The organism is Photobacterium toruni (genome assembly GCF_024529955.1).
GTDB lineage: Bacteria > Pseudomonadota > Gammaproteobacteria > Enterobacterales > Vibrionaceae > Photobacterium > Photobacterium toruni.
The window spans coordinates 461716-482166 of the sequence record NZ_AP024854.1 but is presented as its reverse complement, the minus strand read 5'-3'; the positions used below and the strand labels follow the sequence as shown (position 1 = coordinate 482166).

General features: G+C 39.7%; 22 protein-coding genes and 1 other RNA gene. 11 read left to right on the top strand and 12 right to left on the bottom strand.

Features of this window, described 5'->3' with window-relative positions; all coding sequences use genetic code 11:
- Nucleotide 1: 1 nt before the first annotated feature.
- Entirely contained in the window at nt 2-301 is a 300-nt protein-coding gene (locus OC457_RS02425; RefSeq protein ID WP_080175405.1) for a DUF134 domain-containing protein, read from the bottom strand.
- A 488-nt stretch (nt 302-789) separates the two neighbouring features.
- Here OC457_RS02425 and OC457_RS02420 point away from each other — a divergent pair, with 488 nt between their 5' ends.
- Nucleotides 790-993: a DUF1107 domain-containing protein gene (locus OC457_RS02420; protein WP_080158233.1), complete on the top strand. Its 204-nt coding sequence runs from the start codon at nt 790-792 to the stop codon at nt 991-993.
- 76 nt (nt 994-1069) lie between these two features.
- Here the strand turns inward: OC457_RS02420 and gcvH are convergent, their stop codons facing one another.
- From gcvH to OC457_RS02400, 4 genes are all read right to left on the bottom strand, one after another.
- Nucleotides 1070-1462: a glycine cleavage system protein GcvH gene (gene gcvH, locus OC457_RS02415; protein WP_080175406.1), complete on the bottom strand. Its 393-nt coding sequence runs from the start codon at nt 1460-1462 to the stop codon at nt 1070-1072.
- 158 nt (nt 1463-1620) lie between these two features.
- Complete coding sequence (locus OC457_RS02410) at nt 1621-2832, bottom strand: FAD-dependent 2-octaprenylphenol hydroxylase (RefSeq protein ID WP_162841691.1); 1212 nt, start codon at nt 2830-2832, stop codon at nt 1621-1623.
- A gap of 2 nt (nt 2833-2834) precedes the next feature.
- Nucleotides 2835-4022, bottom strand: coding sequence for a 2-octaprenyl-6-methoxyphenyl hydroxylase (ubiH, locus tag OC457_RS02405; protein ID WP_080175407.1), 1188 nt, complete (start codon nt 4020-4022; stop codon nt 2835-2837).
- 27 nt (nt 4023-4049) lie between these two features.
- Nucleotides 4050-4628, bottom strand: a complete 579-nt coding sequence (locus OC457_RS02400; RefSeq protein WP_080175408.1) for a YecA/YgfB family protein — start codon at nt 4626-4628, stop codon at nt 4050-4052.
- A 390-nt stretch (nt 4629-5018) separates the two neighbouring features.
- On the opposite strand from OC457_RS02400, the gene zapA reads away from it, so the two are divergent.
- The 5 genes from zapA (at nt 5019) to serA (ending at nt 8516) form a co-directional block, all read left to right on the top strand.
- Nucleotides 5019-5318 (top strand): cell division protein ZapA, encoded by a 300-nt coding sequence (zapA, locus tag OC457_RS02395; RefSeq protein WP_080175409.1) that lies wholly within the window; start codon nt 5019-5021, stop codon nt 5316-5318.
- Nucleotides 5319-5325: 7 nt separating this feature from the next.
- Nucleotides 5326-5509: non-coding RNA, 6S RNA (gene ssrS, locus OC457_RS02390), on the top strand.
- Nucleotides 5510-5590: 81 nt separating this feature from the next.
- Complete coding sequence (locus tag OC457_RS02385) at nt 5591-6199, top strand: 5-formyltetrahydrofolate cyclo-ligase (protein WP_080175410.1); 609 nt, start codon at nt 5591-5593, stop codon at nt 6197-6199.
- Between the two features lie 185 nt (nt 6200-6384).
- Nucleotides 6385-7044 carry a ribose-5-phosphate isomerase RpiA gene (rpiA, locus tag OC457_RS02380; RefSeq protein ID WP_080175411.1) on the top strand — a complete coding sequence of 220 codons (660 nt, stop codon included), beginning with the start codon at nt 6385-6387 and terminating at the stop codon, nt 7042-7044.
- Nucleotides 7045-7283: 239 nt separating this feature from the next.
- Complete coding sequence (serA, locus tag OC457_RS02375) at nt 7284-8516, top strand: phosphoglycerate dehydrogenase (protein ID WP_080175412.1); 1233 nt, start codon at nt 7284-7286, stop codon at nt 8514-8516.
- 73 nt (nt 8517-8589) lie between these two features.
- Here the strand turns inward: serA and OC457_RS02370 are convergent, their stop codons facing one another.
- From OC457_RS02370 to epd, 5 genes are all read right to left on the bottom strand, one after another.
- Nucleotides 8590-9309: an oxidative stress defense protein gene (locus OC457_RS02370; RefSeq protein WP_080175413.1), complete on the bottom strand. Its 720-nt coding sequence runs from the start codon at nt 9307-9309 to the stop codon at nt 8590-8592.
- A 254-nt stretch (nt 9310-9563) separates the two neighbouring features.
- Entirely contained in the window at nt 9564-10448 is an 885-nt protein-coding gene (gene mscS / locus OC457_RS02365; protein ID WP_080175414.1) for a small-conductance mechanosensitive channel MscS, read from the bottom strand.
- 336 nt (nt 10449-10784) lie between these two features.
- Nucleotides 10785-11861 carry a class II fructose-bisphosphate aldolase gene (gene fbaA, locus OC457_RS02360; protein ID WP_080175415.1) on the bottom strand — a complete coding sequence of 359 codons (1077 nt, stop codon included), beginning with the start codon at nt 11859-11861 and terminating at the stop codon, nt 10785-10787.
- Between the two features lie 161 nt (nt 11862-12022).
- The gene (locus tag OC457_RS02355; RefSeq protein WP_080175416.1) at nt 12023-13186 is read right to left on the bottom strand and encodes a phosphoglycerate kinase; all 1164 of its coding nucleotides are present in this window, start codon (nt 13184-13186) and stop codon (nt 12023-12025) included.
- Between the two features lie 85 nt (nt 13187-13271).
- Nucleotides 13272-14324 carry an erythrose-4-phosphate dehydrogenase gene (gene epd / locus OC457_RS02350; protein WP_080175417.1) on the bottom strand — a complete coding sequence of 351 codons (1053 nt, stop codon included), beginning with the start codon at nt 14322-14324 and terminating at the stop codon, nt 13272-13274.
- 327 nt (nt 14325-14651) lie between these two features.
- On the opposite strand from epd, the gene OC457_RS02345 reads away from it, so the two are divergent.
- From OC457_RS02345 to OC457_RS02325, 5 genes are all read left to right on the top strand, one after another.
- A complete protein-coding gene (locus tag OC457_RS02345) occupies nt 14652-14891 on the top strand; it encodes a hypothetical protein (RefSeq protein ID WP_080175418.1) in 240 nt (79 codons plus the stop codon).
- 307 nt (nt 14892-15198) lie between these two features.
- Nucleotides 15199-15411, top strand: coding sequence for a cold-shock protein (locus OC457_RS02340; RefSeq protein WP_080175419.1), 213 nt, complete (start codon nt 15199-15201; stop codon nt 15409-15411).
- A gap of 192 nt (nt 15412-15603) precedes the next feature.
- Complete coding sequence (locus tag OC457_RS02335; RefSeq protein WP_235866964.1) at nt 15604-16014, top strand: NirD/YgiW/YdeI family stress tolerance protein; 411 nt, start codon at nt 15604-15606, stop codon at nt 16012-16014.
- A gap of 298 nt (nt 16015-16312) precedes the next feature.
- Nucleotides 16313-17008 (top strand): response regulator transcription factor, encoded by a 696-nt coding sequence (locus tag OC457_RS02330; RefSeq protein ID WP_080175420.1) that lies wholly within the window; start codon nt 16313-16315, stop codon nt 17006-17008.
- Nucleotides 17008-18183: a sensor histidine kinase gene (locus OC457_RS02325; protein WP_080175421.1), complete on the top strand. Its 1176-nt coding sequence runs from the start codon at nt 17008-17010 to the stop codon at nt 18181-18183. Before OC457_RS02330 ends, OC457_RS02325 begins: the two co-directional genes overlap by 1 nt.
- An 82-nt stretch (nt 18184-18265) precedes the next feature.
- On the opposite strand, the gene OC457_RS20855 is transcribed toward OC457_RS02325, so the two are convergent.
- Complete coding sequence (locus OC457_RS20855; RefSeq protein WP_080175422.1) at nt 18266-18808, bottom strand: type II secretion system protein; 543 nt, start codon at nt 18806-18808, stop codon at nt 18266-18268.
- A 111-nt stretch (nt 18809-18919) separates the two neighbouring features.
- Nucleotides 18920-20377 carry an NAD(P)H-hydrate dehydratase gene (locus tag OC457_RS02315; protein ID WP_080175423.1) on the bottom strand — a complete coding sequence of 486 codons (1458 nt, stop codon included), beginning with the start codon at nt 20375-20377 and terminating at the stop codon, nt 18920-18922.
- Between the last annotated feature and the right edge of the window lie 74 nt (nt 20378-20451).

Here is a 20451-nt window from a genome sequence, read left to right as displayed (position 1 = left end):
ATTAATCCTCTGTATTTTGAGTATGATCTGTTGCTAATTCTAATGCCATTCCCATCACTAACGCCTGCGCCACCTTGTGCCGCCCTCGTGCAACAATATTGCCCAAGGTTTGCCGAGAAACACCTAATTGTTGTGCGGCTTCAAGCTGTTGCAAACCTAACATATCGACCAATCTTAATGCCTCTAACTCGTCACTAGCTAACACAAGTCGAGGTAATTGCTTCATCGGTACACCATTAGGTTTAAAGCAACTATAAGCGGGGCGACAACTGATCTTTCTTACAATTTTAGGTCTTGCCATAATGATAAAAACCTCTCTCAATCAAGGTTTATTATTGGCATACGCCAAAAACATAGTATTGATCTAGGATCATAAATACAGATCTAAATCATAAATTTAATCAGTACATTTATCATCGCAAAGCTACGCACAAAAAAATCAGCATAAAATATCGAAATATGAGTCAATTTATTATTAACATTGTTGCCTATAAATAACACCGAGCGTATAAAAAACGCCCGCAACGAATCGACTTAACTTAAAGATCGTTGAACAGGTTGCTATCATCGTAAAAAAAAGACTATTTAGAATATTAAAATAATATGTACTGACCCCAAAAAAACACCAATATCAGAATATTGTTCTAAATAGTTCCTTTAAAGTTATTTAATCCGCCGACGAATGAAACTTATCGTTAAATTTATGCTAATAATGTCACAGAAGTGTCATGCGATTTAACGTATACTTAGCCCCGTTAATCGCCAGGATGGTCGGAGTTAAATTGTATTATGCGGATGTTCAAACGCTACTTGCCTAAACTAATCGCCAAGCATGTTAGTCGTATATTTAAAGGAAGAATTTATATTGATGGTCGTGGTGGCTATCATTTTGAGAAAGGAATCTTGTTAGTGCCGTTAAAAGCCCAACAACATCATTATGATACAGTTAACGAGGTTAACTTAGAAATTAAACGTCTACGTGAGATTTATTAAGTCAAAACTAAAAATTAACTAAACAACAAGAATAAAGCCCACCTCACTTTGCATGTGGGCTTTGATATTATTGCCGCTATTCATCATCAGCAATAATCGCTAAATAATCTTCAGCATCAAGCAGTTCATCAATATCAGCTTCAACATCAATACGAATTTGAAATAACCATCCATCCCCATAAGGATCGTTATTGACTAACTCAGGCGTAGTATCAAGATCATCATTAATTGTTATTATTGTTCCAGTACAGGGCGCATAAATATCAGATGCCGATTTTACAGACTCAATAATTGCACACTCCTCACCGCCATCAACGGCATCTCCGCTATCTGGAAGATCAATAAAAACCATATCGCCTAACAACGCTTGAGCATGATCACTAATACCAACGGTATAAATTCCATCACCTTCATCGCGCAACCATTCATGAGTATGGGTATATTTTAATTCTGAGGGCACATCGCTCATTCTCACATCCTTTTTAAGCTCACAATTAGTAGGGCATTATCACTCTATTTACTGTAGGTGATAAAATATCTTTTGCTCAATATGAAAACAAAAAAAAACCGTAATAAAAAATCATACGGTTTACTAACAAATGACTCAAAGGTGCCGAAAATTAGAGACTACTTATGGCGGGCTAATTCAGGTAATTCGCCGCTTAATCCTAATGCTCGTCGCATGAATTCATCTTTAACACCGGGAGCCGTATTTGCAAATAACATTCCCAAATCACGAACTAATTTTTTAGCGGGATGTGCGCCATCAAATAGTGATTTAAAGCCCTGCATTGCCGTGATCATTTTAGCCGCTTCTGTTTTACGCCAGCGTTCATAGTGCCGTAAGTTAACTTGCTTACCAATGTCTTTTTCTACTTGCCACAAGCCAATAATCTCTTGCGCTAATGCCGCAGCATCTAATAAACCGAGGTTAACACCTTGGCCAGCTAAAGGATGAATAGTGTGCGCAGCATCACCAACCAAAGCGACCCGTTCGCGTACAAAATCTTGGGCGTAACGCATTTTTAGCGGGAATGCTTGGCGAGCACCTTCAACATGACACAAACCTAAACGGAGATCAAAAGCGGTAGTTAGATGTTGATTAAACACCTCATCACTAACATCACACAGTTGCAGTGCTTGATCTGGAGGTAATGACCATACAATTGAACATAAATCTTTTTCAGCTAATGGCAGAAAAGCCAATGGACCATCAGGGCGGAAAATTTGACGTGCCGTTTGTAAATGTGGCTCATCACAACGGATATTCGCCACCAGCGCACTATGTCCATAATCCCAATGCGTCAGTGGAATATCAACATGCTGACGCAACCATGAATTAGCCCCATCTGCCCCCACCACTAATTTAGCGGTTAAGTTTTTTCCAGACGCTAATGTGATCCAAGCTTCAGTTTCACCAAAGGCAATATTTTGACACCTATCTGGTGCCATTAAAATTACATTTGATTGCTGATTAACTTGATCAAGTAATGCTAATTGAATCACTCGGTTTTCAACAATATGTCCCAAATTAGGTTGCGCTAACCGCTCGGCATCAAAGTCAATATGCGCAAAACTGTCTTGTTCCCATACTTCCATTTTGCTGTAAGGGCTCATACGACGATCGCAAATCCCTTTCCAAGCACCGACATTACGTAAAATACGTTCACTGGCACGACTTAATGCCGATACTCGAACATCAGGTAATGCCGCTAACTCAGGATCAGGTAACTGACCTTCAATAACAGCGACGCGTAATTCAGTATCAGCCAACGCTGCAGCCAGCGTTAAGCCCACCATTCCACCACCAATAATGGCGACATCAACATTTTGCATCATAGCTATCGTTTTACCTGTCCCATCGCACGGCGCAATAGCGGTGCTTGAAGTGTGTTAGAAAGGCTCATAGTCATCAAGCCCAGATTACGCCCAGCAATAAGCGCTGGATTATCATTAGCAAATAAACTCACTAAACCTGCCGTCATTGCTACTGTGGCTTGGCGATCGGGTAAACGTCGTTCACGATAACGGCCTAATACGGCAGGTAATCCGATATCATCCCCACGCTGACATCCAGCAGCAATCTCTTCTGCCAACGTCATTACATCCCGTAGCCCAAGGTTAAATCCTTGCCCTGCAATCGGGTGGAGCGTTTGCGCCGCATTCCCAATCACCGCGGTACGGTGTGACACTAACCGTTGTGCTTGGCGTAATATTAACGGATAACAATGCCGTTCACCGACGACCGTTAATGCACCTAGCCGCCACCCAAATACCGCTTGTAATTCAGCCAAAAACTGCTGATCAGTTAATGCCATTATGCGCGCTTGCTGTTGAGGTTCAACACACCAAACTAATGAACTTCGTCCTTGAGACATAGGTAACAATGCCACTGGGCCGTGTTGAGTAAAACGCTCAAATGCTTGACCTTGATGTGGCTCGGCAGTCGTGACATTGGCAATAATTGCAACTTGCTCAAAATCATGTTCACTGCGACCTATATGTAATAAATCACAGCAATGAGATATTGCACCATCAGCGGCAACGACTAATTTAGTCCGTAACCGTTTACCGGTATTTAAGCGAATCAATACTTCTGATTGAGTACGCTCAATATGTTCAACTTTCGCGGGACAAAATAGATCAATATGTGGACGAGTCGCTAATTGATGATGGAAAACCTTACCCGCTTCAGCTAATTCAACCACATAACCTAACGCATCAACCGCCAATTGTTGAGCTGATAACTCAACCATACCTGCATGACCACGATCAGAAACATGAATACGTTTAATCGCAGTTGCAACCGTTGCTAATGCAGGCCACAGCTGAATTGAATCTAATAAACGACTCGACCCATGAGATACAGCGATACTGCGAGCATCATAGCCAGGATGTCCATTTTGATCAGCGGCCACCGCTTCAACTACCGCGATATGTAATTGATGCTGGGTTAACTCATCAAGCGCGATCGCTAAACATGCCCCCACCATCGCACCACCAACAATAACCACATCATATTGCTTCACATTTTATCCCTTTCATCATCGAAACTCTTAGTGAACGGTTGGCTTCTCGTCAGCATCATCATTAACAAGACGTTGACCAAGTTCAGAATGGCAACTCAATACACACATACGTACATGTTCAAGCACTTGTTCAAATAACGCTGCTTGGTCTTCAAGATCGTCTTCTTCATCAATACCCAGTTGCGAGATCTCTTGTAAATCAGCTAATACTTCTGTTATTTCTTCAGACAATTGATTTTTTTGTAAATCCATTAGTCCTAAACCTGAAATAAAACTGCTTACCCACTCCGTTAATGCTTCAGCGCGATAAGCTAACGGTTCGTCATCATCAGGCATCAATAATGAAAACTCAAACCCACCACCAATTAACTCATCAGCAGTGGTTGTAAATAAGGTACGAACCATCATTTTAGCGCCATCTGTCATCGGTTCGCCTTCATTGGCGTAATCACAAACAGGGCCAGCCCAGCTTTCATCATCAACAGCTAAACCACCACAGATCATTCCACTGAGTAAACCATGTAATTCAGCAGGCATAGCAGCTAAGCCTTGTTCTTTTAATTCAGCTTCAACAGCTTGGTATGTTGGCAGGGTTATTTCACTCATGGCTTATCACCTTTTTAGTTGGTGCGATTTAAAATAAATAGTCTTGTGTTGATTACTTAACAATAGTGTCAGTAGTTAACGTCATACTCGTTGAAATTGTACCAAACAATAATCACACTTAGCGCTTCGTTGGTATAATAAATAGCAATGAGCGAATGCTGGCACTGTGTTATGCTAACATTTAAGCCTAATTCGGCAAATTATAACACTGGCGATAACGTTCAATCCTTAATCAACTTCAAACCAAGTCTGATTAATATCTGTTTAGTCAGAGAATATTGAACCGAAACCGAGACATAGTCGCTTGCATCTTAGGTAGGGTTTTCCTATATTGACTTTAGTCGCAAGCGGAATGAATACCCATTCTGGCACGGAGCAAATCGAAGGTTTATGAGTACTCAGGCTGTAGAGATTCAAGTATTGGGCCGAAAATTAAAAGTTAATTGCCCAACAGGTCAAGAAGATGCATTACGTGCCGCGGCGGCAGATTTTGACCAACGCTTGAAAGATATGTCTGCGCGTAGTAATGTATCCGTAGAACAATTATTAATCTTTACTGGTCTTAACATCAGTAACGAGTTGCATTTAGAGCGACAAGAACATAATCGCAATGCTGAATTAATATCCAATAAAATCAGTTTACTAGAAGAAAATTTGGATAAAGTATTGCAATATCAGCCAAAGCGTTGATAATGAATTGACCCTGGGGTGTACGTCAGTGAATGAATGTCCCCGAGCCGATAAGCAAATACCCAGGATTGGCTTTTTTATTAGCTATTGTGCATGCTCAGCTTGACTGAGAAGCCTGCGGCTAATGTTGCCAGTCCACCTTGAACATCTGGTTCAAGGGCCTTATTTCGCAACGGCACCTTGGGGCATCCCCTTTCTGAGTTTCACTTTCTTTCTACGCACTAGCATTCTACAATCCTTAAACCCTTCATCGTTCAGGATTGGATAATCAAGTGACAACAACCTCTGTTTCCTCATCCCAACAATTACGTCAACAACTTCGACAGCAGATTCGTCACGCTCGACGACAATTATCACCTCAGCAACAACAACATGCAGCCCAACAATTATCCCAACGTTTACAAGCAATAAATCGTATTCAACATAGTCAACATATTGCCGTTTATCTCGCCAATGATGGTGAAATAGATCCACAACCGTTTATCAAATGGCTATGGCAACAAGGTAAGTCGGTTTATCTGCCAGTACTGCATCCGTTTAGCAAAGGGCATTTACTGTTTTTACACTATGAAGCCAATACACCAATGACCACCAATCGCTATCACATCAGTGAACCTCAATTGGATGTTCGCCGTGTTAAGCCTATCGCTGATCTCGATGTTATATGTACCCCTCTAGTTGCATTTGATAGCGAGGGGCAACGACTTGGTATGGGAGGCGGCTATTATGATCGAACGCTGACTCAATGGCACCAGTATCGCCAAGGCCCTTATCCGATAGGTATCGGCCATGATTGCCAATATATACCGCAATTACCTAATGAAACATGGGATGTACCATTACCCCTCATCATCACACCGCAATATCAATTTAATGAGTAATCCCCCTTGTAACGCAAACGTTTGGCTTTTGGTTAAAAAAAACTAAATGTAATTGTATGTTATTCAAAAAGTTATATTTTTAGTTTTAAGTTTGCACACTTTAACCATAGAATCCAACTGACGAAATCACTTCAGTTCGTTATAATTACCTTTCGCATAATTGAGGTCATTACGAGGATAGCAGCATGACACAAGATGAGATGAAAAAAGCAGCGGGTTGGGCAGCACTTGAGTACGTAACGAAAAACAGTATTGTCGGTGTCGGTACTGGTTCAACCGTTAATCACTTCATCGATGCATTGGCAACTCGTAAAGAAGAGATCAAAGGCGCAGTTTCAAGCTCTATTGCTTCAACTGAACGTCTAGAGCAAATTGGTATTAAAGTCTTTGATGCTAACGATGTTGCAAGTCTTGATATTTATGTTGATGGCGCAGACGAAGTAAATGCTCAGTTTGATATGATCAAAGGTGGTGGTGCGGCATTAACCCGTGAGAAAATTGTTGCAGCCATTGCTGAAAAATTTGTGTGTATTGTTGATAACACCAAACAAGTTGATGTATTAGGTCAATTCCCATTACCAGTAGAAGTGATCCCAATGGCACGTTCTTTCATTGGTCGTGAACTTGTAAAATTAGGTGGCGATCCAGTCTACCGTGAAGGTGTAGTAACTGATAACGGCAATATCATTCTTGACGTTTACAACATGGCAATCACCGATCCTAAAGCAATGGAAGACAGCATCAACGCCCTACCCGGTGTCGTGACTGTGGGACTATTTGCTCACCGCGGCGCAGATGTCTTACTTGTTGGCTCTCCTGAAGGCACAAAAATCATCGAAAAATAATAATGATTAATTCGTTATTTGATTACAAAACGGCAGCTATTGATCGTACGCGAATCCTTGGTTGCCGTTTTTTATTGCCTTTTTTGTAATATTCTTACCCATAGTGGTTAATTTTTGATACTTTATTAATCAGCATCTATCAAAATTAACTCTTTAGCTACTGAGATATAATATCTCCCCTCGTCTACCGAATGAGATATTATCATTATCAGTCGCCACGTTTTTAAGGATAAGAACTCATGGCAACAGTGTCACTCAATAAAGAAAAAATCAAAATTCTGCTACTAGAAGGCCTTCATCCCTCAACCTTGGAAGTGTTGCAGCAAGCAGGCTACAGCAATATTGAATACCACAAAGGCTCTCTTGATGGTGAACAACTATTAGAAGCGATCAAAGATGCGCATTTTATTGGTATTCGTTCACGTACTCAATTAACAGCAGAAGTCTTTGCCGCTGCTAAAAAACTAACGGCTGTGGGTTGTTTTTGCATTGGTACTAACCAAGTTGATCTCAAAGAAGCAATGATTCGCGGTATCCCTGTTTTTAATGCCCCTTTTTCAAATACTCGTAGTGTTGCTGAACTTGTTCTTGGTGAAATTTTATTATTATTACGTGGTATTCCTGAAAAAAATGCCAAAGCCCATCGCGGTGAATGGTTCAAATCAGCGGATCACTCATTTGAAGCGCGAGGAAAAACGTTTGGTATTATTGGTTACGGGCATATTGGCACTCAATTAGGTATTTTAGCCGAGAACCTAGGCATGCGAGTGTGTTTTTATGATATAGAAAGTAAGCTATCACTAGGTAATGCAACTCAAGTAAATTCATTATCAGAATTACTCAATAAAGCCGACGTGGTGAGTTTACATGTACCAGAAACACAAGGTACAGCGAATCTCATGGGTGTTGAAGAATTTGCACGTATGAAGCCAGGTGCTATTTTTATTAATGCTGCTCGTGGAACAGTGGTTGATATTGATGCGTTATGTAGTGCATTAGAAAGTAAACACATTGCAGGCGCAGCTATTGATGTGTTCCCAATTGAACCGCAAACCAATAACATTCCTTTTGAATCACCATTAATGCAATTTGATAATGTTTTATTAACGCCACATATTGGTGGTTCAACTCACGAAGCACAAGAAAATATCGGCGTTGAAGTTGCAGGAAAATTAGTAAAATACTCTGATAACGGTTCAACATTATCTGCCGTCGGTTTTCCTGAAGTATCACTCCCTGAGCACCATAATGGTTGTTCGCGTTTACTGCATATTCACCATAATCGTCCCGGAGTCTTAAATCAAATCACCACGATTTTTGCCTCAGAAGGCATTAATATCGCAGCTCAATTCTTACAAACAGGCGCAGAAGTCGGCTATGTGGTGATTGATGTTGAAACTGAGCGTTCAAAAGAAGCATTACAACAACTTAAATCTATTGATGGCACAATTCGCGCCCGTATCTTACATTAATAGATTCATTGTTTAGTAACGAAAAAGGAGAGCATAAGGCTCTCCTTTTTTATGATCATTTAAGTGCTATTTATTATTTATCAGCGAGCTTAAAGATCACATTAACACTGTCTTTAATCACAATACTGTTATCAGTATAACTTTGATCAACCGCACCTTTACCCATGCTGCTATACATCATCGCATCATTACTGCGGCGATATGGCATTGGTTGGCTATTGGTATTGTAATCAATCTGCCACACACCATCAATTTTATTATCAAATCCTTCAGCTAATGAAGCAGCAACTTGCTTAGCGTTCTCAATCGCTTTTTGACGAGCTTGACGCTGATATTTCGCAGGATCTGACACTTTCAAATCAATGTTATTAATTTGATTTATTCCATTACCAAGAGCGTCATCGAGATAAGTATTAAGCTTGGTTAACTGGTGAACCGTCACCTCAACACTACGATTAGCTCTAAAGCCTATCAATTCAGGTTGTTGATCTTTAGGATAGTTATATTGTGCAGATAATGAAATATTAGCGCTATTGATGTCTTTTTTATTCACACCAGCAGCTTGTAAACGCTCAATAAACTTTGTTACGGCTTGATCGACAGCTAACTTAGCATCAACTGCTGTTTTTTTTGTTTCAACCACATTGACAGAAAATACCGCCATATTAGGTTTCACAATAACTTCACCACGACCCGTTGTTTCTAAATGAGGAAAAGGGATATCTGCTGCCATTGCAGCCGTTGAAACTAACGTACTAGCACCAAGTACTATTGCCAACAATTGTTTTTTCATCATTCATCCTTTTTATTGATCGTACAACAAGGGTATTTATTGATATTACTATAAATAAACACTTTACTGCTTATGTGTAAATTATGGATTCATGCTAACAAATCACTCACTTAATGAACACTGTTTTTTAAGTGTAATTCAGCCATGCTAGCTAATTAGTATGATCATTTCTGCGACAATAAGCTTTTATTGGAATAAAAAAAAGAAGCCCGCAGGCTTCTTTTTTAATGTCATATAATTAAAACTTGAGCGAATTAAGCGCCCACTTTATTTACATGCACATCCATCTGTGGAAATGGAATTTCGATACCTTCTTTATCAAGCTCTTCTTTAATCGCTTGGTTAAGATCGAAATATACTGTCCAGTAATCAGCCGTGTTAACCCATGGACGTACCACGAAGTTAACTGAAGAATCTGCCAGCGCAACCACACCAATGGTTGGCTCAGGATCTTGAAGTACACGCGCATCAGCGGTAACTACACGACGCAATACTTCTTTTGTTTTTTGTAAATCAGCGTTGTAAGAAACACCAATCACTAAATCGATACGACGGGTATCATTACGAGAATAGTTAGTAATTGGATTACCAATAATATGCGCGTTTGGTACGATAACTGTTTTGTTATCTGGTGTACGTAATTCAGTAGAGAAGATCTGAATAGATTCAACAGCACCAGCAACACCAGCAACTTCAACATAGTCACCAGATTTGAATGGGCGGAAGCCAACAATCAATACACCCGCTGCAAAGTTTGATAATGACCCTTGAAGAGCAAGACCAATAGCAAGACCTGCGGCACCGATAACAGCAACCACTGATGCCGTTTGAACACCAATACGGCTCAAGGCTGCGATAAGAACGATAACGAATAATACATAGCGTACTAAGCCATGAATAAATTCAACAACCGCATTATCCATGTCTTTTTTGCGTAAAACTTTCGCAATCGTACCAGCAATCATCTTAACAATGATATTACCAATAAATAGAATCAGTACTGCTGAAACAATATTAACCGCATATTGCACTAAAAGATCTTGGTTCTTAGAAATCCAATTTCCAGCGTGTAATACACCATTTGTTAATGAATTATCCGATATATGCTCAACAACCTTATCAGTAACGCTTTCTGTCATGAAGGTATCTCTCTCAAAATATAATAATAAAATGTTGCTTACTGCGTAGATCATACCCAAAACAGTAAAAATAACACCCATGCAACAAATATGGTATTAGAACACAATGACTAACAATACAGCGATTAGTATAAGAATCAGCATTGATAACTCTAATATCAAAGAAACGGTGCATTATTAATCTTTTATTAGTTAAATGGCTAGTAAAAAAAATAGAACAATCATAAAAAAATATAAATTATCGTCGCTTATGAAAAAGAGCTAACTGTTTATAGAATACAAAAAAAAGCCCACCGAAGTGGGCTTTTCACATTTTATATTGCTACGAAATCGAAATTATAGAACGTCGATTGCGTTTAGGTCAGAGAATGCTTTCTCTAGACGCTCAACCATTGATACTTGACCTGCACGTAGCCATACGCGTGGATCGTAGTATTTCTTGTTAGGCGCTGACTCACCTGTTGGGTTGCCGATTTGACCTTGTAGGTAATCGTGGTTAGCAGCTTCGTAACGACGGATACCGTCCCATGCAGCCCACTGTGTATCAGTATCGATGTTCATTTTAACAACACCGTAACCGATAGACTCTTGGATTTCAGCTTCAGAAGAACCTGAACCACCGTGGAATACGAAGTTTAGAGTGTTAGTTGGAAGACCAAACTTCTCTGATACGTATGTTTGAGAATCACGTAGGATAGTTGGAGTTAGTACAACGTTACCTGCTTGGTAAACACCGTGTACGTTACCGAAAGATGCAGCGATAGTGAAACGTGGGCTAATAGCGTTTAGTTTCTCGTATGCGTATGCAACGTCTTCTGGAGAAGTGTATAGGTCTGATGCGTCCATGTGAGAGTTATCAACGCCATCTTCTTCGCCACCAGTACAACCTAATTCGATTTCTAGTGTCATGTTCATCTTAGCCATACGCTCAAGGTATTTAGCTGAGATTTCGATGTTCTCTTCTAGAGACTCTTCAGAAAGGTCTAGCATGTGAGAAGAGAATAAAGGCTTACCAGTTTGTGCGAAGAACTCTTCACCCGCGTCTAGTAGACCGTCGATCCAAGGAAGAAGTTTCTTAGCCGCGTGGTCAGTGTGAAGAATTACAGGAACGCCGTAAGACTCAGCAACTGCGTGAACATATTTAGCACCAGCGATAGCACCAAGAATTTGAGGGCCTTGACCTTCAAGTTTAAGGCCTTTACCGCCGAAGAATGCAGCACCACCGTTAGAGAACTGAACGATAACTGGCGCTTTAACTTTAGCAGCAGCTTCAAGAACAGCGTTAACTGAATCAGTACCGATACAGTTAACAGCAGGTAGAGCAAAGTTGTTTTCTTTTGCTACAGCAAATACTTTCTGTACGTCGTCGCCAGAAATAACACCAGGTTTTACAAAATCGAAGATCTTAGACATAACAATAGTCCTATATTTTACTTTGTTGTCTGTGGAAAAATTCTTGTGCAAACGTTTGCGATAAGCTTCTATTTTACTGAAACATAAGCGCTATCACAAACATTTAAACGTGGAAACTGGCACTATTATTATAAATACCCCCTGTTTCCACGCCAAATAAATTATGCTTTAGCGCGCGCTTCTAGCATTTCAACTGCAGGTAATTTTTTACCTTCAACGAACTCAAGGAAAGCACCGCCACCTGTTGAGATGTAAGATACTTTGTCTTTGATGCCGTATTTGTCGATAGCCGCTAGTGTGTCACCGCCGCCAGCTACAGAGAAACCTGCAGATTGTGCGATCGCGTTAGCAACAACTTCAGTACCTTTACCGAATTGCTCAATCTCAAATACGCCAACTGGACCATTCCAAAGAATAGTTTTTGCGTTCATGATGATGTCAGCTAGTGCTTGTGCTGAATCAGGACCTAGGTCAAGAACCATGTCGTCAGCAGCGATTTCAGTTGCTGGCTTGATCGTTGCTTCTGCAGAGTCAGAGAACTCTTTAGCACATACAACATCAGTTGCTACTGGAATGTCAGTGTTTGCCATCAGTGCTTGTGCTGTTGGAATAAGATCAGCTTCGTAAAGTGACTTACCTACATCATTACCTTCTGCAGCGATGAATGTGTTAGCAATACCACCACCAACAACGATTTGGTCAGCAATTTTAGCTAGTGACTCAAGAACTGTTAGCTTAGTAGAAACTTTTGAACCACCAACGATAGCAACCATTGGGCGTGCTGGGTTATCCATTGCTTTACCTAGCGCTTCTAGTTCGCCAGCAAGTAGTGGACCTGCACATGCTACAGGTGCAAACATACCTACACCGTAAGTAGATGCTTGTGCACGGTGAGCCGTACCAAATGCATCCATCACGAATACGTCACAAAGTGCAGCGTATTTCTTAGATAGTTCGTCTTCGTTCTTCTTCTCGCCCTTGTTGAAACGTACGTTCTCAAGAACAACAAGCTCGCCTGCGTTTAGCTCAAGACCATCAAGGTAATCTTTTGCTAATTTAACGTCACAATCTAGTGCGTCATTTAAGTAGTTAACTACAGGCTGTAGAGAGAATTCTTCTGCGTATTCGCCTTCCGTTGGACGACCTAGGTGAGAAGTAACCATTACTTTAGCGCCAGCTTCTAGGCAACGCTGAATAGTAGGTAGAGATGCAAGGATACGTGCATCTGAAGTTACTTTACCGTCTTTTACTGGCACGTTTAGGTCAGCACGAATAAATACACGCTTACCAGCTAGATCCAGATCAGTCATCTTGATTACAGACATGTTTTGCCCTCTCAACATTATTTAAAATAAAAGTTCATAAATTTCACGGCCCGGCGTCACTGCCAAACCCAATAATTCTTACTACTTATTTTTGTGGCGTTGCAGCAGTGTTACCTGTTGCCGCCATTGCTAACGCAGTATCTAACATACGATTTGCAAATCCCCATTCATTATCACACCACACCAACATTTTAATTAAATGCTGCCCACTAACTCGGGTTTGAGTGCCGTCAACAATCGCGCTATGAGGATCATGATTGAAGTCAATCGACACCAAGGGTGCTTCGGTATAAGTCACTATACCCTTTAATGTACAACGAGACGCATTCAATAATGCTTGATTTACGTCATTAACTTTCACGTTTGTTGTAACAGTAACCGTTAAATCCATGGCGGTGACATTTATTGTGGGCACCCTCACAGAAATCGCTTCAAATTTGTCAGAAAACTTCGGAAAAATACGGCCGATACCTAAATGTAGTTTGGTATCTACTGGAATAATGGATTGGCTAGCAGCACGCGTTCGGCGTAAATCAGAGTGATAAGCATCAATAACTTGCTGATCATTCATTGCAGAGTGAATTGACGTTATTGCCCCAGTTTCAATACCGAAACAATCATCCAATACTTGAATGATGGGCACGATGCAATTCGTCGTACAAGAGCCATTAGAAACAATCGTGTGTTGCGGAGTTAACTGTTGATGGTTAACGCCATATATCACAGTAAAATCGATGTCTTTGGCAGCAGGATGGGAAAATAACACTTTGCTAGCACCAGCATGTATGTGGGCTAAGCCATCAGCACGCGAGCCAAACGTTCCGGTACAATCAAGGACAATATCAACATCCAAGTCATGCCAAGGTAACAGTTTAAGATCGGGTTGATGAAGCAGGCGAATTTGATCGCGGTGACCATTTTCATGGGCAATAAAGAGATACTCCTGGTCATAACTGACAGGCTTACCGAAACGTCCATGGCTTGAATCATACTGAAGTAGGTGAGCAATTGCTTCTGGCTCAGCTAATTCATTGATAGCTACGACGTTAATCTGGTGATGTTTACCACTCTCGTACAATGCGCGGAGCACACTGCGACCGATGCGGCCGAATCCATTTATTGCGACTTTTAGTGTCATATCCGTGCTACAAAAAAACCAAGCGGCGTTAGTGTATACCAAGCAAGTTTGAGAATCACCATAATTGTGACAACTCTCACTGCATTTAGTTAAATATGTACATAATCAAACATATAATCACATAACCTTACATGGTTAAAAATCAAAATATGAATAGTTAACCACTATTAGTCACTATTAATGTCACTTTTTCGCCGCCAAAAGCCGTTCTTCTCGTTACTATTCTCCTTCATCACATTGCAAATAATACCGACCCAAACTATCGTTACATATGACCACTACTTAATATGAACTGATTATATTACCGTACTTATTAGAGGTTATTTTATGATAAAATTTTTATTTATTAATTTACTTTTTATTTCATCAGCATGGGCATCACCACCCAATATCAGCCCACTTTATTACTCAGCGGATTTTTCCAATAAATATGGAACCGAAGGCTCACTCGCTTCAGTGCCTAAAATTCTATTCATATATAAAGAAATAAAAGGCGAATGTTATATGGTCGTTAGAGATAAATCAGCCATGATCTCATACGCGAAAACACAAGCTGATAAATGCTAACTACATCATGACACTTCAGAAAACAGCGCAACACTGCAGTAGTATCCGTTATTAATATCGAATACCACCGAAAGTGACCACACATACTCCTTTACAACCTTGCATTTTAAATAAATAATCGTTGCGCTCTGTTGCTCTGCGTTATGAATGAAACATCAAGTAAAAGTAAAACCCTTAGAATATCTTCGTTAATGTTGTCATCCTCTGTGTTTCCCTTAGCTTCATCGTCGCATTTTATAACTTACGCTTATCAACACTCACATTTTTCCATTGAACATTTTTATATTTATACAATTAAGGGTTATACATGTCGCACAAAGCAACGGGTTTAGTGAAATGGTTTAGCGAAGAAAAAGGCTTTGGCTTTCTAACTCAAGATACAGGTAATGCAGATGTTTTTGTTCACAGTAGTGGCATTGCTGATAAAACACTAACCAAACTACCAGAAGGCAAAAAAGTATCTTTTGATGTTGAGCAAGGCCAAAAAGGTCTGCAAGCAATCAATGTTGTCGTTTTATAAACACCCTTCACGATAAAATCCCTCCCAAAGACCACAACCAGATCAGTGGTCTTTTTATTACAAAAACCATATCGATATTGAGTGTTTATATGGTTCATAAGTAAAGCTTACAAAAATGTAATATTCAGGCAAGGTTGGTGTATAGATCATTCGTTATGATTCTCACATCAAAACACAACTGAGAATTTTACAATGTCTATGTCTAATAAACGCTTTGCGATGCTACTTCTTCCTGCTGTGCTGTTATCAACTTCTGTGTTTGCGACAGCAGCACCAACAACACAACCAATTAATAGTATAGCGACTCAACAGCAAGGTTTTAGTGGCCCGAGTGCGGGTTTAAAAACAGTAAAATCAGTTATTGATGCAGGTATGTTTAGTGATGATACTCCTGTTACATTAACCGGACATATTACAAGTTCATTAGGTGATGAACATTATCAATTCACCGATGGTACGGGTTCTATTACAGTAGAAATTGATCATGATAAATGGTTTGGTGCACAGGTAACGCCGCAAACAAAGATCACTATTCAAGGTGAAATTGATAAAGAATTTAACCATACCGCAATTGATGTCAATCATGTTCGTATTGTGGGTTAATCCACTTTTCAACATCTATTAGACTGCGAGTACATAAAACTAATTACTCGCGGTCTTGTCATTTATAGTGCGTGTATAGTCCATGAATTTCATTTTAATCTTACCGACATAACGCTAAACTTTATCAATACGTTTTTGTCTCATATCCCATTCCATGCCGATAAGTTCTATCTTGCATTAAGAATATAGTTATATACCCAATATGTAGAACCTTGTTAATGACTAAAACATATCGATTATGATCACTGTAGTTTGTTAACGTCTAAACCGTATTTTATCTTATTGTAAGGCTGTCATTATGAAAATATTACTGATTGAAGACGACGTTAGCTTGAGTCGTTATATTGAAAAAGGGCTGACAGAAGCGGGTCATCATGTGCAATGTATTGATAACGGGAAATATGCCCTTGCGATATGTATGTCAGAACAATTTGATATCGCTATTGTTGATCGAATGCTACCGGGTTTAGATGGCCTATCACTTGTAAAAGCGCTGCGTGCATCAAAAATTTCAATGCCCATTATTTTTCTTACATCGCTGTGCGGTATTGATGATCGCGTTGATGGTTTAGAAGCCGGCGGAGATGACTATTTAACCAAACCCTTCGCTTTTTCAGAATTACTGGCACGCATATCAGCCTTATCTCGTCGTTCATCCACACTATCTATGACGCAACCTAGTGAGCTTATTTATGGCGATCTTACGCTTAACTTATTTGATCACACCGCGATCCGCCAAGGACAAGTACTAAACCTACAACCAAAAGAATTTCGTATTCTGGAGCTTTTTCTTCGCCACCCAGGTCGAGTCATAACTCGAACCATGCTATTAGAACATGTATGGGATATCTATTTTGATCCTCAAACCAGTGTAGTAGAAACCCATATTAGCCGTTTACGTAATAAACTTGAAAAACCGTTTGGTGATCAACTTATTCATACTGTTCGTGGCGCAGGCTATAAATTAGAACACCGACACGGAAAAGAGAATTAATGCAGCCATTAATCGTTCGAATTCAACAACTATTACCCATACCAACATGGTTACGCAGCTCAGCTATGCAGCAAGGGCTAATGTTTATCATGGTATCTATTATTAGTTTACTTTTGATGTCGAGTCTTACGGTAGCTTATGTTGATTATCACCTTGATAACGTAAATAACAATATTGAACATAATGTTGAAGCATTCATGCTTGGAACAACCACCGAGATCAACAAAGAGCCCATTGATGAAGATGACGTTATTGACGTCTTAGCGACAGGGTTTATTTTATCAGGCATTTTAGTTGTGCTGTTTAGCTCTGCTATCGTTATCTATATGACCAGACGCAATCAGTCTAAAATCGATCGCATTGAAAAAGTATTACGCGCAGCTGCTGATGGTGAATTATCAGCCAGAACCATGATGTCTAGCCAAGGTAATGATCTTACTCGTATCGGTTCAACCGTCGATGAAATGCTTTCACGCTTACAGAATGTCGTCGCGGCGATGAGTGATATATCGACCAATATTGCCCATGAATTAAAAACACCAATAACTCGCTTACAATATAATTTATTAACACTCAATGAAATGGCGGATACACACCGAGATCATCTTGATAGCGATTTTGCTAACCAGTTAGAATTAGCCCTCAATGAATCGAGTCGTTTGGCCAATATTTTTGATGCCTTACTGCGAATATCTCAAATAAAATCAGGCAATAGACGACAACGATTTGAGACAATAAATGTTATTGATATCGTCCAGACTATTGCTGAAATTTATACTGATGTTGCAGAAGATGCAGACATGAGATTGACCCTTGATACACAAACGAAGCCAATTTTCATTTTAGGTGATCGAGAATTATTAACTCAACAATTAGCCAATCTTGTAGAGAATTCACTACGATATTGCCCGCCAGCAAGCCAGCTAACGCTTTCGTGTCATACAGATGACAACGAGGTCGTGCTTATGATGGCTGATAATGGTCCAGGGATTAATGACCAAGAAAAACAACGAGTATTTGAGCGACTTTATCGCATTAACAAATCCCGCAATGATGGTGGTTTAGGTATCGGGCTAACCTTAGTTAAAGCGGTGACAGAGTTACACCAAGGTGAGATTAGACTTTATGATTGCCATCCCGGACTTGGGGTCGAAATTCGTTACCACTGTCAATAGTATCAGCTAGTTATATATAAAGAAGTCGCTAAAACTAACGACCTCTTTATATCATGTTCAAGTGAAATATTGATAATGGTACCTAACAAGCCACCAATTTAATCGTTGGCCGCTCTTCACCTCTCATCGCATATGACACATAACACTTATTATCTTTCAAAAAAACTCTATCGCCTTTTTTATATGCATTCGTTGCTAATGTTATTTTTAAAATACCATCATCCTGAACAGCAATAAAATCATCATTTATTATTGCGGAATTATCCCCAATGCCATTAATTAAAAGGTTTAATGTTGGTGCAAATGCACTTGGATAACCATACTGAAAAGAGCAAACTGCAAAACCGTCCTTACACCCCATAAAAGATAATGAATTATAAATCGCACCCTCAGGAGGATCTTTTCTGTTAACAACATAAGGTACACTTTCCATGCCATTAGCGGCCATTTTTGCGTATACCGTATCGACCGTGGATTCTAAAATTCCTTTCATTCCTTTTAATGTTGCCGTTCTTGCATCATTTTGTAAGTTCATAAACTTAGGCGCAGCTATAACAGCTAATATGCCCAATATGACAATAACTACAACTAATTCAATGAGTGTAAAACCATGTTGTTTTTTCATAAAAAGTAATAAATAAAAGTGGGTATAACAAATATTATACTTTTTGCATATTAAATGCAGTTATATTTAACTTTATATGCCCAGCTTTATATCTTTTAGCTATTTATTTTTTTAAGCCATTGCCATCACCACATGAAAACACTCAATTAAGTCACTTGCTTTTAAAACCTTTTTTCCTGTATTCGTAACAATATAATCAGCACAAGCACTATGTAGCCAAACCCCCAAACAAGCTGATAAAAATATGTCCTGCGTTTGTGCGAGTAAACCAACTAATATACCTGTCAAAATATCCCCCATACCACTCGTCGCCATTGCCGCATTACCCGCAGTACAGACCACAATACGATCCTCAAAACAGACTAATGTACCTGCGCCTTTTAAAATTACACATCCGCCATATTTATTTTGTAGCTGACGAATTGCTTTATAACGATTTTGCTCAATCTCAGAAATTGACACATTTAATAATCGAGCAGCTTCACCAGGATGGGGGGTTAAGATTCGATGACTATCATAATTAGGAGACTGTGCTAATAGATTAAGGGCATCAGCATCAACCACTTTAGGTAAAGATAAAGCTCTTAGCTCATCAAATTTTTGCCGTGCAAACTCTGACTGCCCAAGCCCTGGTCCAATGGCAATAACCGTGCTCCAATCTATTCTCTGTTGATATTTTACAAGATCGAACCAATCCTGAACCATAATTTCTGGAGTACGACTCAAACTAGGCATAATATGATCAGGATGGGTTAATACCGAGGTCAAGCCACAACCAATATTTAAACACGCTTCCGATGCTAATAAGATCGCTCCTCCCATGCCTTGATCGCCACCGATCAACACGCCGCGACCATATTCTCCTTTGTGTGAACAAGGTAATCGCTCAAGTAACGTATATTTTTTAGGATCTAATACTTCAATGGATGAATCAATAACATCGTTAAATAACGCTCCAACCCCTAAATCATCCAAATGCAACTGACCGACATAATTACGCGCTTGCCCAGTCAATAGTCCTTGTTTTAAACCAATAAAACTCACGGTGTGCGCTGCAAACACGACATTCGAATAACAGTACCCAGTATTCGCTATTAACCCAGATGGAATATCAATTGATATTATGGGCGCTGATTGCTTATTCATCCATTGGATAGCAACTTGGGCTGATGATCTAAGATCACCTTGCAATCCGGTTCCTAAAACAGCGTCAATAATTACACTTGATAATGGTAATGATCCAGAGTCAAAAACCACCTTTCCACCTAACTTAATCCACTGCTGATAAGCAATTAACGCATCCCCTTGTAATTGTTTAGGATCACCAATATGCCAAACAGTAACCTGTAACTGATGCTTTAAAGCTAACTGAGCAACTTCAAAACCATCACCGCCGTTATTACCACCACCAGTAACAATAACCACTGATTTGCACTTGGGATAGTGGTGTAATAAGCACTGAAAAACAGCTTCTCCAGCACGTTGCATAAGCGTATAGAGTGAAATATTCGCGCGCTTTGCCGCCTCTTTTTCACCTTCTCTAACTTGTTCCGCAGTATAAAGTTTCATTCACCTATATCCATTATCTAGAAGAATTACATCAATAATATGCTCAGCTGGCGCTGCTGAAAACACCGTAATAA

Coding starts and splice junctions, on each gene's coding strand:
- OC457_RS02425 (WP_080175405.1), bottom strand. CDS start 301: ATGGCAAGACCTAAAATTGTAAGAAAGATCAGTTGTCGCCCCGCTTAT.
- OC457_RS02420 (WP_080158233.1), top strand. CDS start 790: ATGCGGATGTTCAAACGCTACTTGCCTAAACTAATCGCCAAGCATGTT.
- gcvH (WP_080175406.1), bottom strand. CDS start 1,462: ATGAGCGATGTGCCCTCAGAATTAAAATATACCCATACTCATGAATGG.
- OC457_RS02410 (WP_162841691.1), bottom strand. CDS start 2,832: ATGATGCAAAATGTTGATGTCGCCATTATTGGTGGTGGAATGGTGGGC.
- OC457_RS02400 (WP_080175408.1), bottom strand. CDS start 4,628: ATGAGTGAAATAACCCTGCCAACATACCAAGCTGTTGAAGCTGAATTA.
- zapA (WP_080175409.1), top strand. CDS start 5,019: ATGAGTACTCAGGCTGTAGAGATTCAAGTATTGGGCCGAAAATTAAAA.
- rpiA (WP_080175411.1), top strand. CDS start 6,385: ATGACACAAGATGAGATGAAAAAAGCAGCGGGTTGGGCAGCACTTGAG.
- serA (WP_080175412.1), top strand. CDS start 7,284: ATGGCAACAGTGTCACTCAATAAAGAAAAAATCAAAATTCTGCTACTA.
- OC457_RS02370 (WP_080175413.1), bottom strand. CDS start 9,309: ATGAAAAAACAATTGTTGGCAATAGTACTTGGTGCTAGTACGTTAGTT.
- mscS (WP_080175414.1), bottom strand. CDS start 10,448: ATGACAGAAAGCGTTACTGATAAGGTTGTTGAGCATATATCGGATAAT.
- fbaA (WP_080175415.1), bottom strand. CDS start 11,861: ATGTCTAAGATCTTCGATTTTGTAAAACCTGGTGTTATTTCTGGCGAC.
- OC457_RS02355 (WP_080175416.1), bottom strand. CDS start 13,186: ATGTCTGTAATCAAGATGACTGATCTGGATCTAGCTGGTAAGCGTGTA.
- epd (WP_080175417.1), bottom strand. CDS start 14,324: ATGACACTAAAAGTCGCAATAAATGGATTCGGCCGCATCGGTCGCAGT.
- OC457_RS02345 (WP_080175418.1), top strand. CDS start 14,652: ATGATAAAATTTTTATTTATTAATTTACTTTTTATTTCATCAGCATGG.
- OC457_RS02340 (WP_080175419.1), top strand. CDS start 15,199: ATGTCGCACAAAGCAACGGGTTTAGTGAAATGGTTTAGCGAAGAAAAA.
- OC457_RS02335 (WP_235866964.1), top strand. CDS start 15,604: ATGTCTATGTCTAATAAACGCTTTGCGATGCTACTTCTTCCTGCTGTG.
- OC457_RS02330 (WP_080175420.1), top strand. CDS start 16,313: ATGAAAATATTACTGATTGAAGACGACGTTAGCTTGAGTCGTTATATT.
- OC457_RS02325 (WP_080175421.1), top strand. CDS start 17,008: ATGCAGCCATTAATCGTTCGAATTCAACAACTATTACCCATACCAACA.
- OC457_RS20855 (WP_080175422.1), bottom strand. CDS start 18,808: ATGAAAAAACAACATGGTTTTACACTCATTGAATTAGTTGTAGTTATT.
- OC457_RS02315 (WP_080175423.1), bottom strand. CDS start 20,377: ATGAAACTTTATACTGCGGAACAAGTTAGAGAAGGTGAAAAAGAGGCG.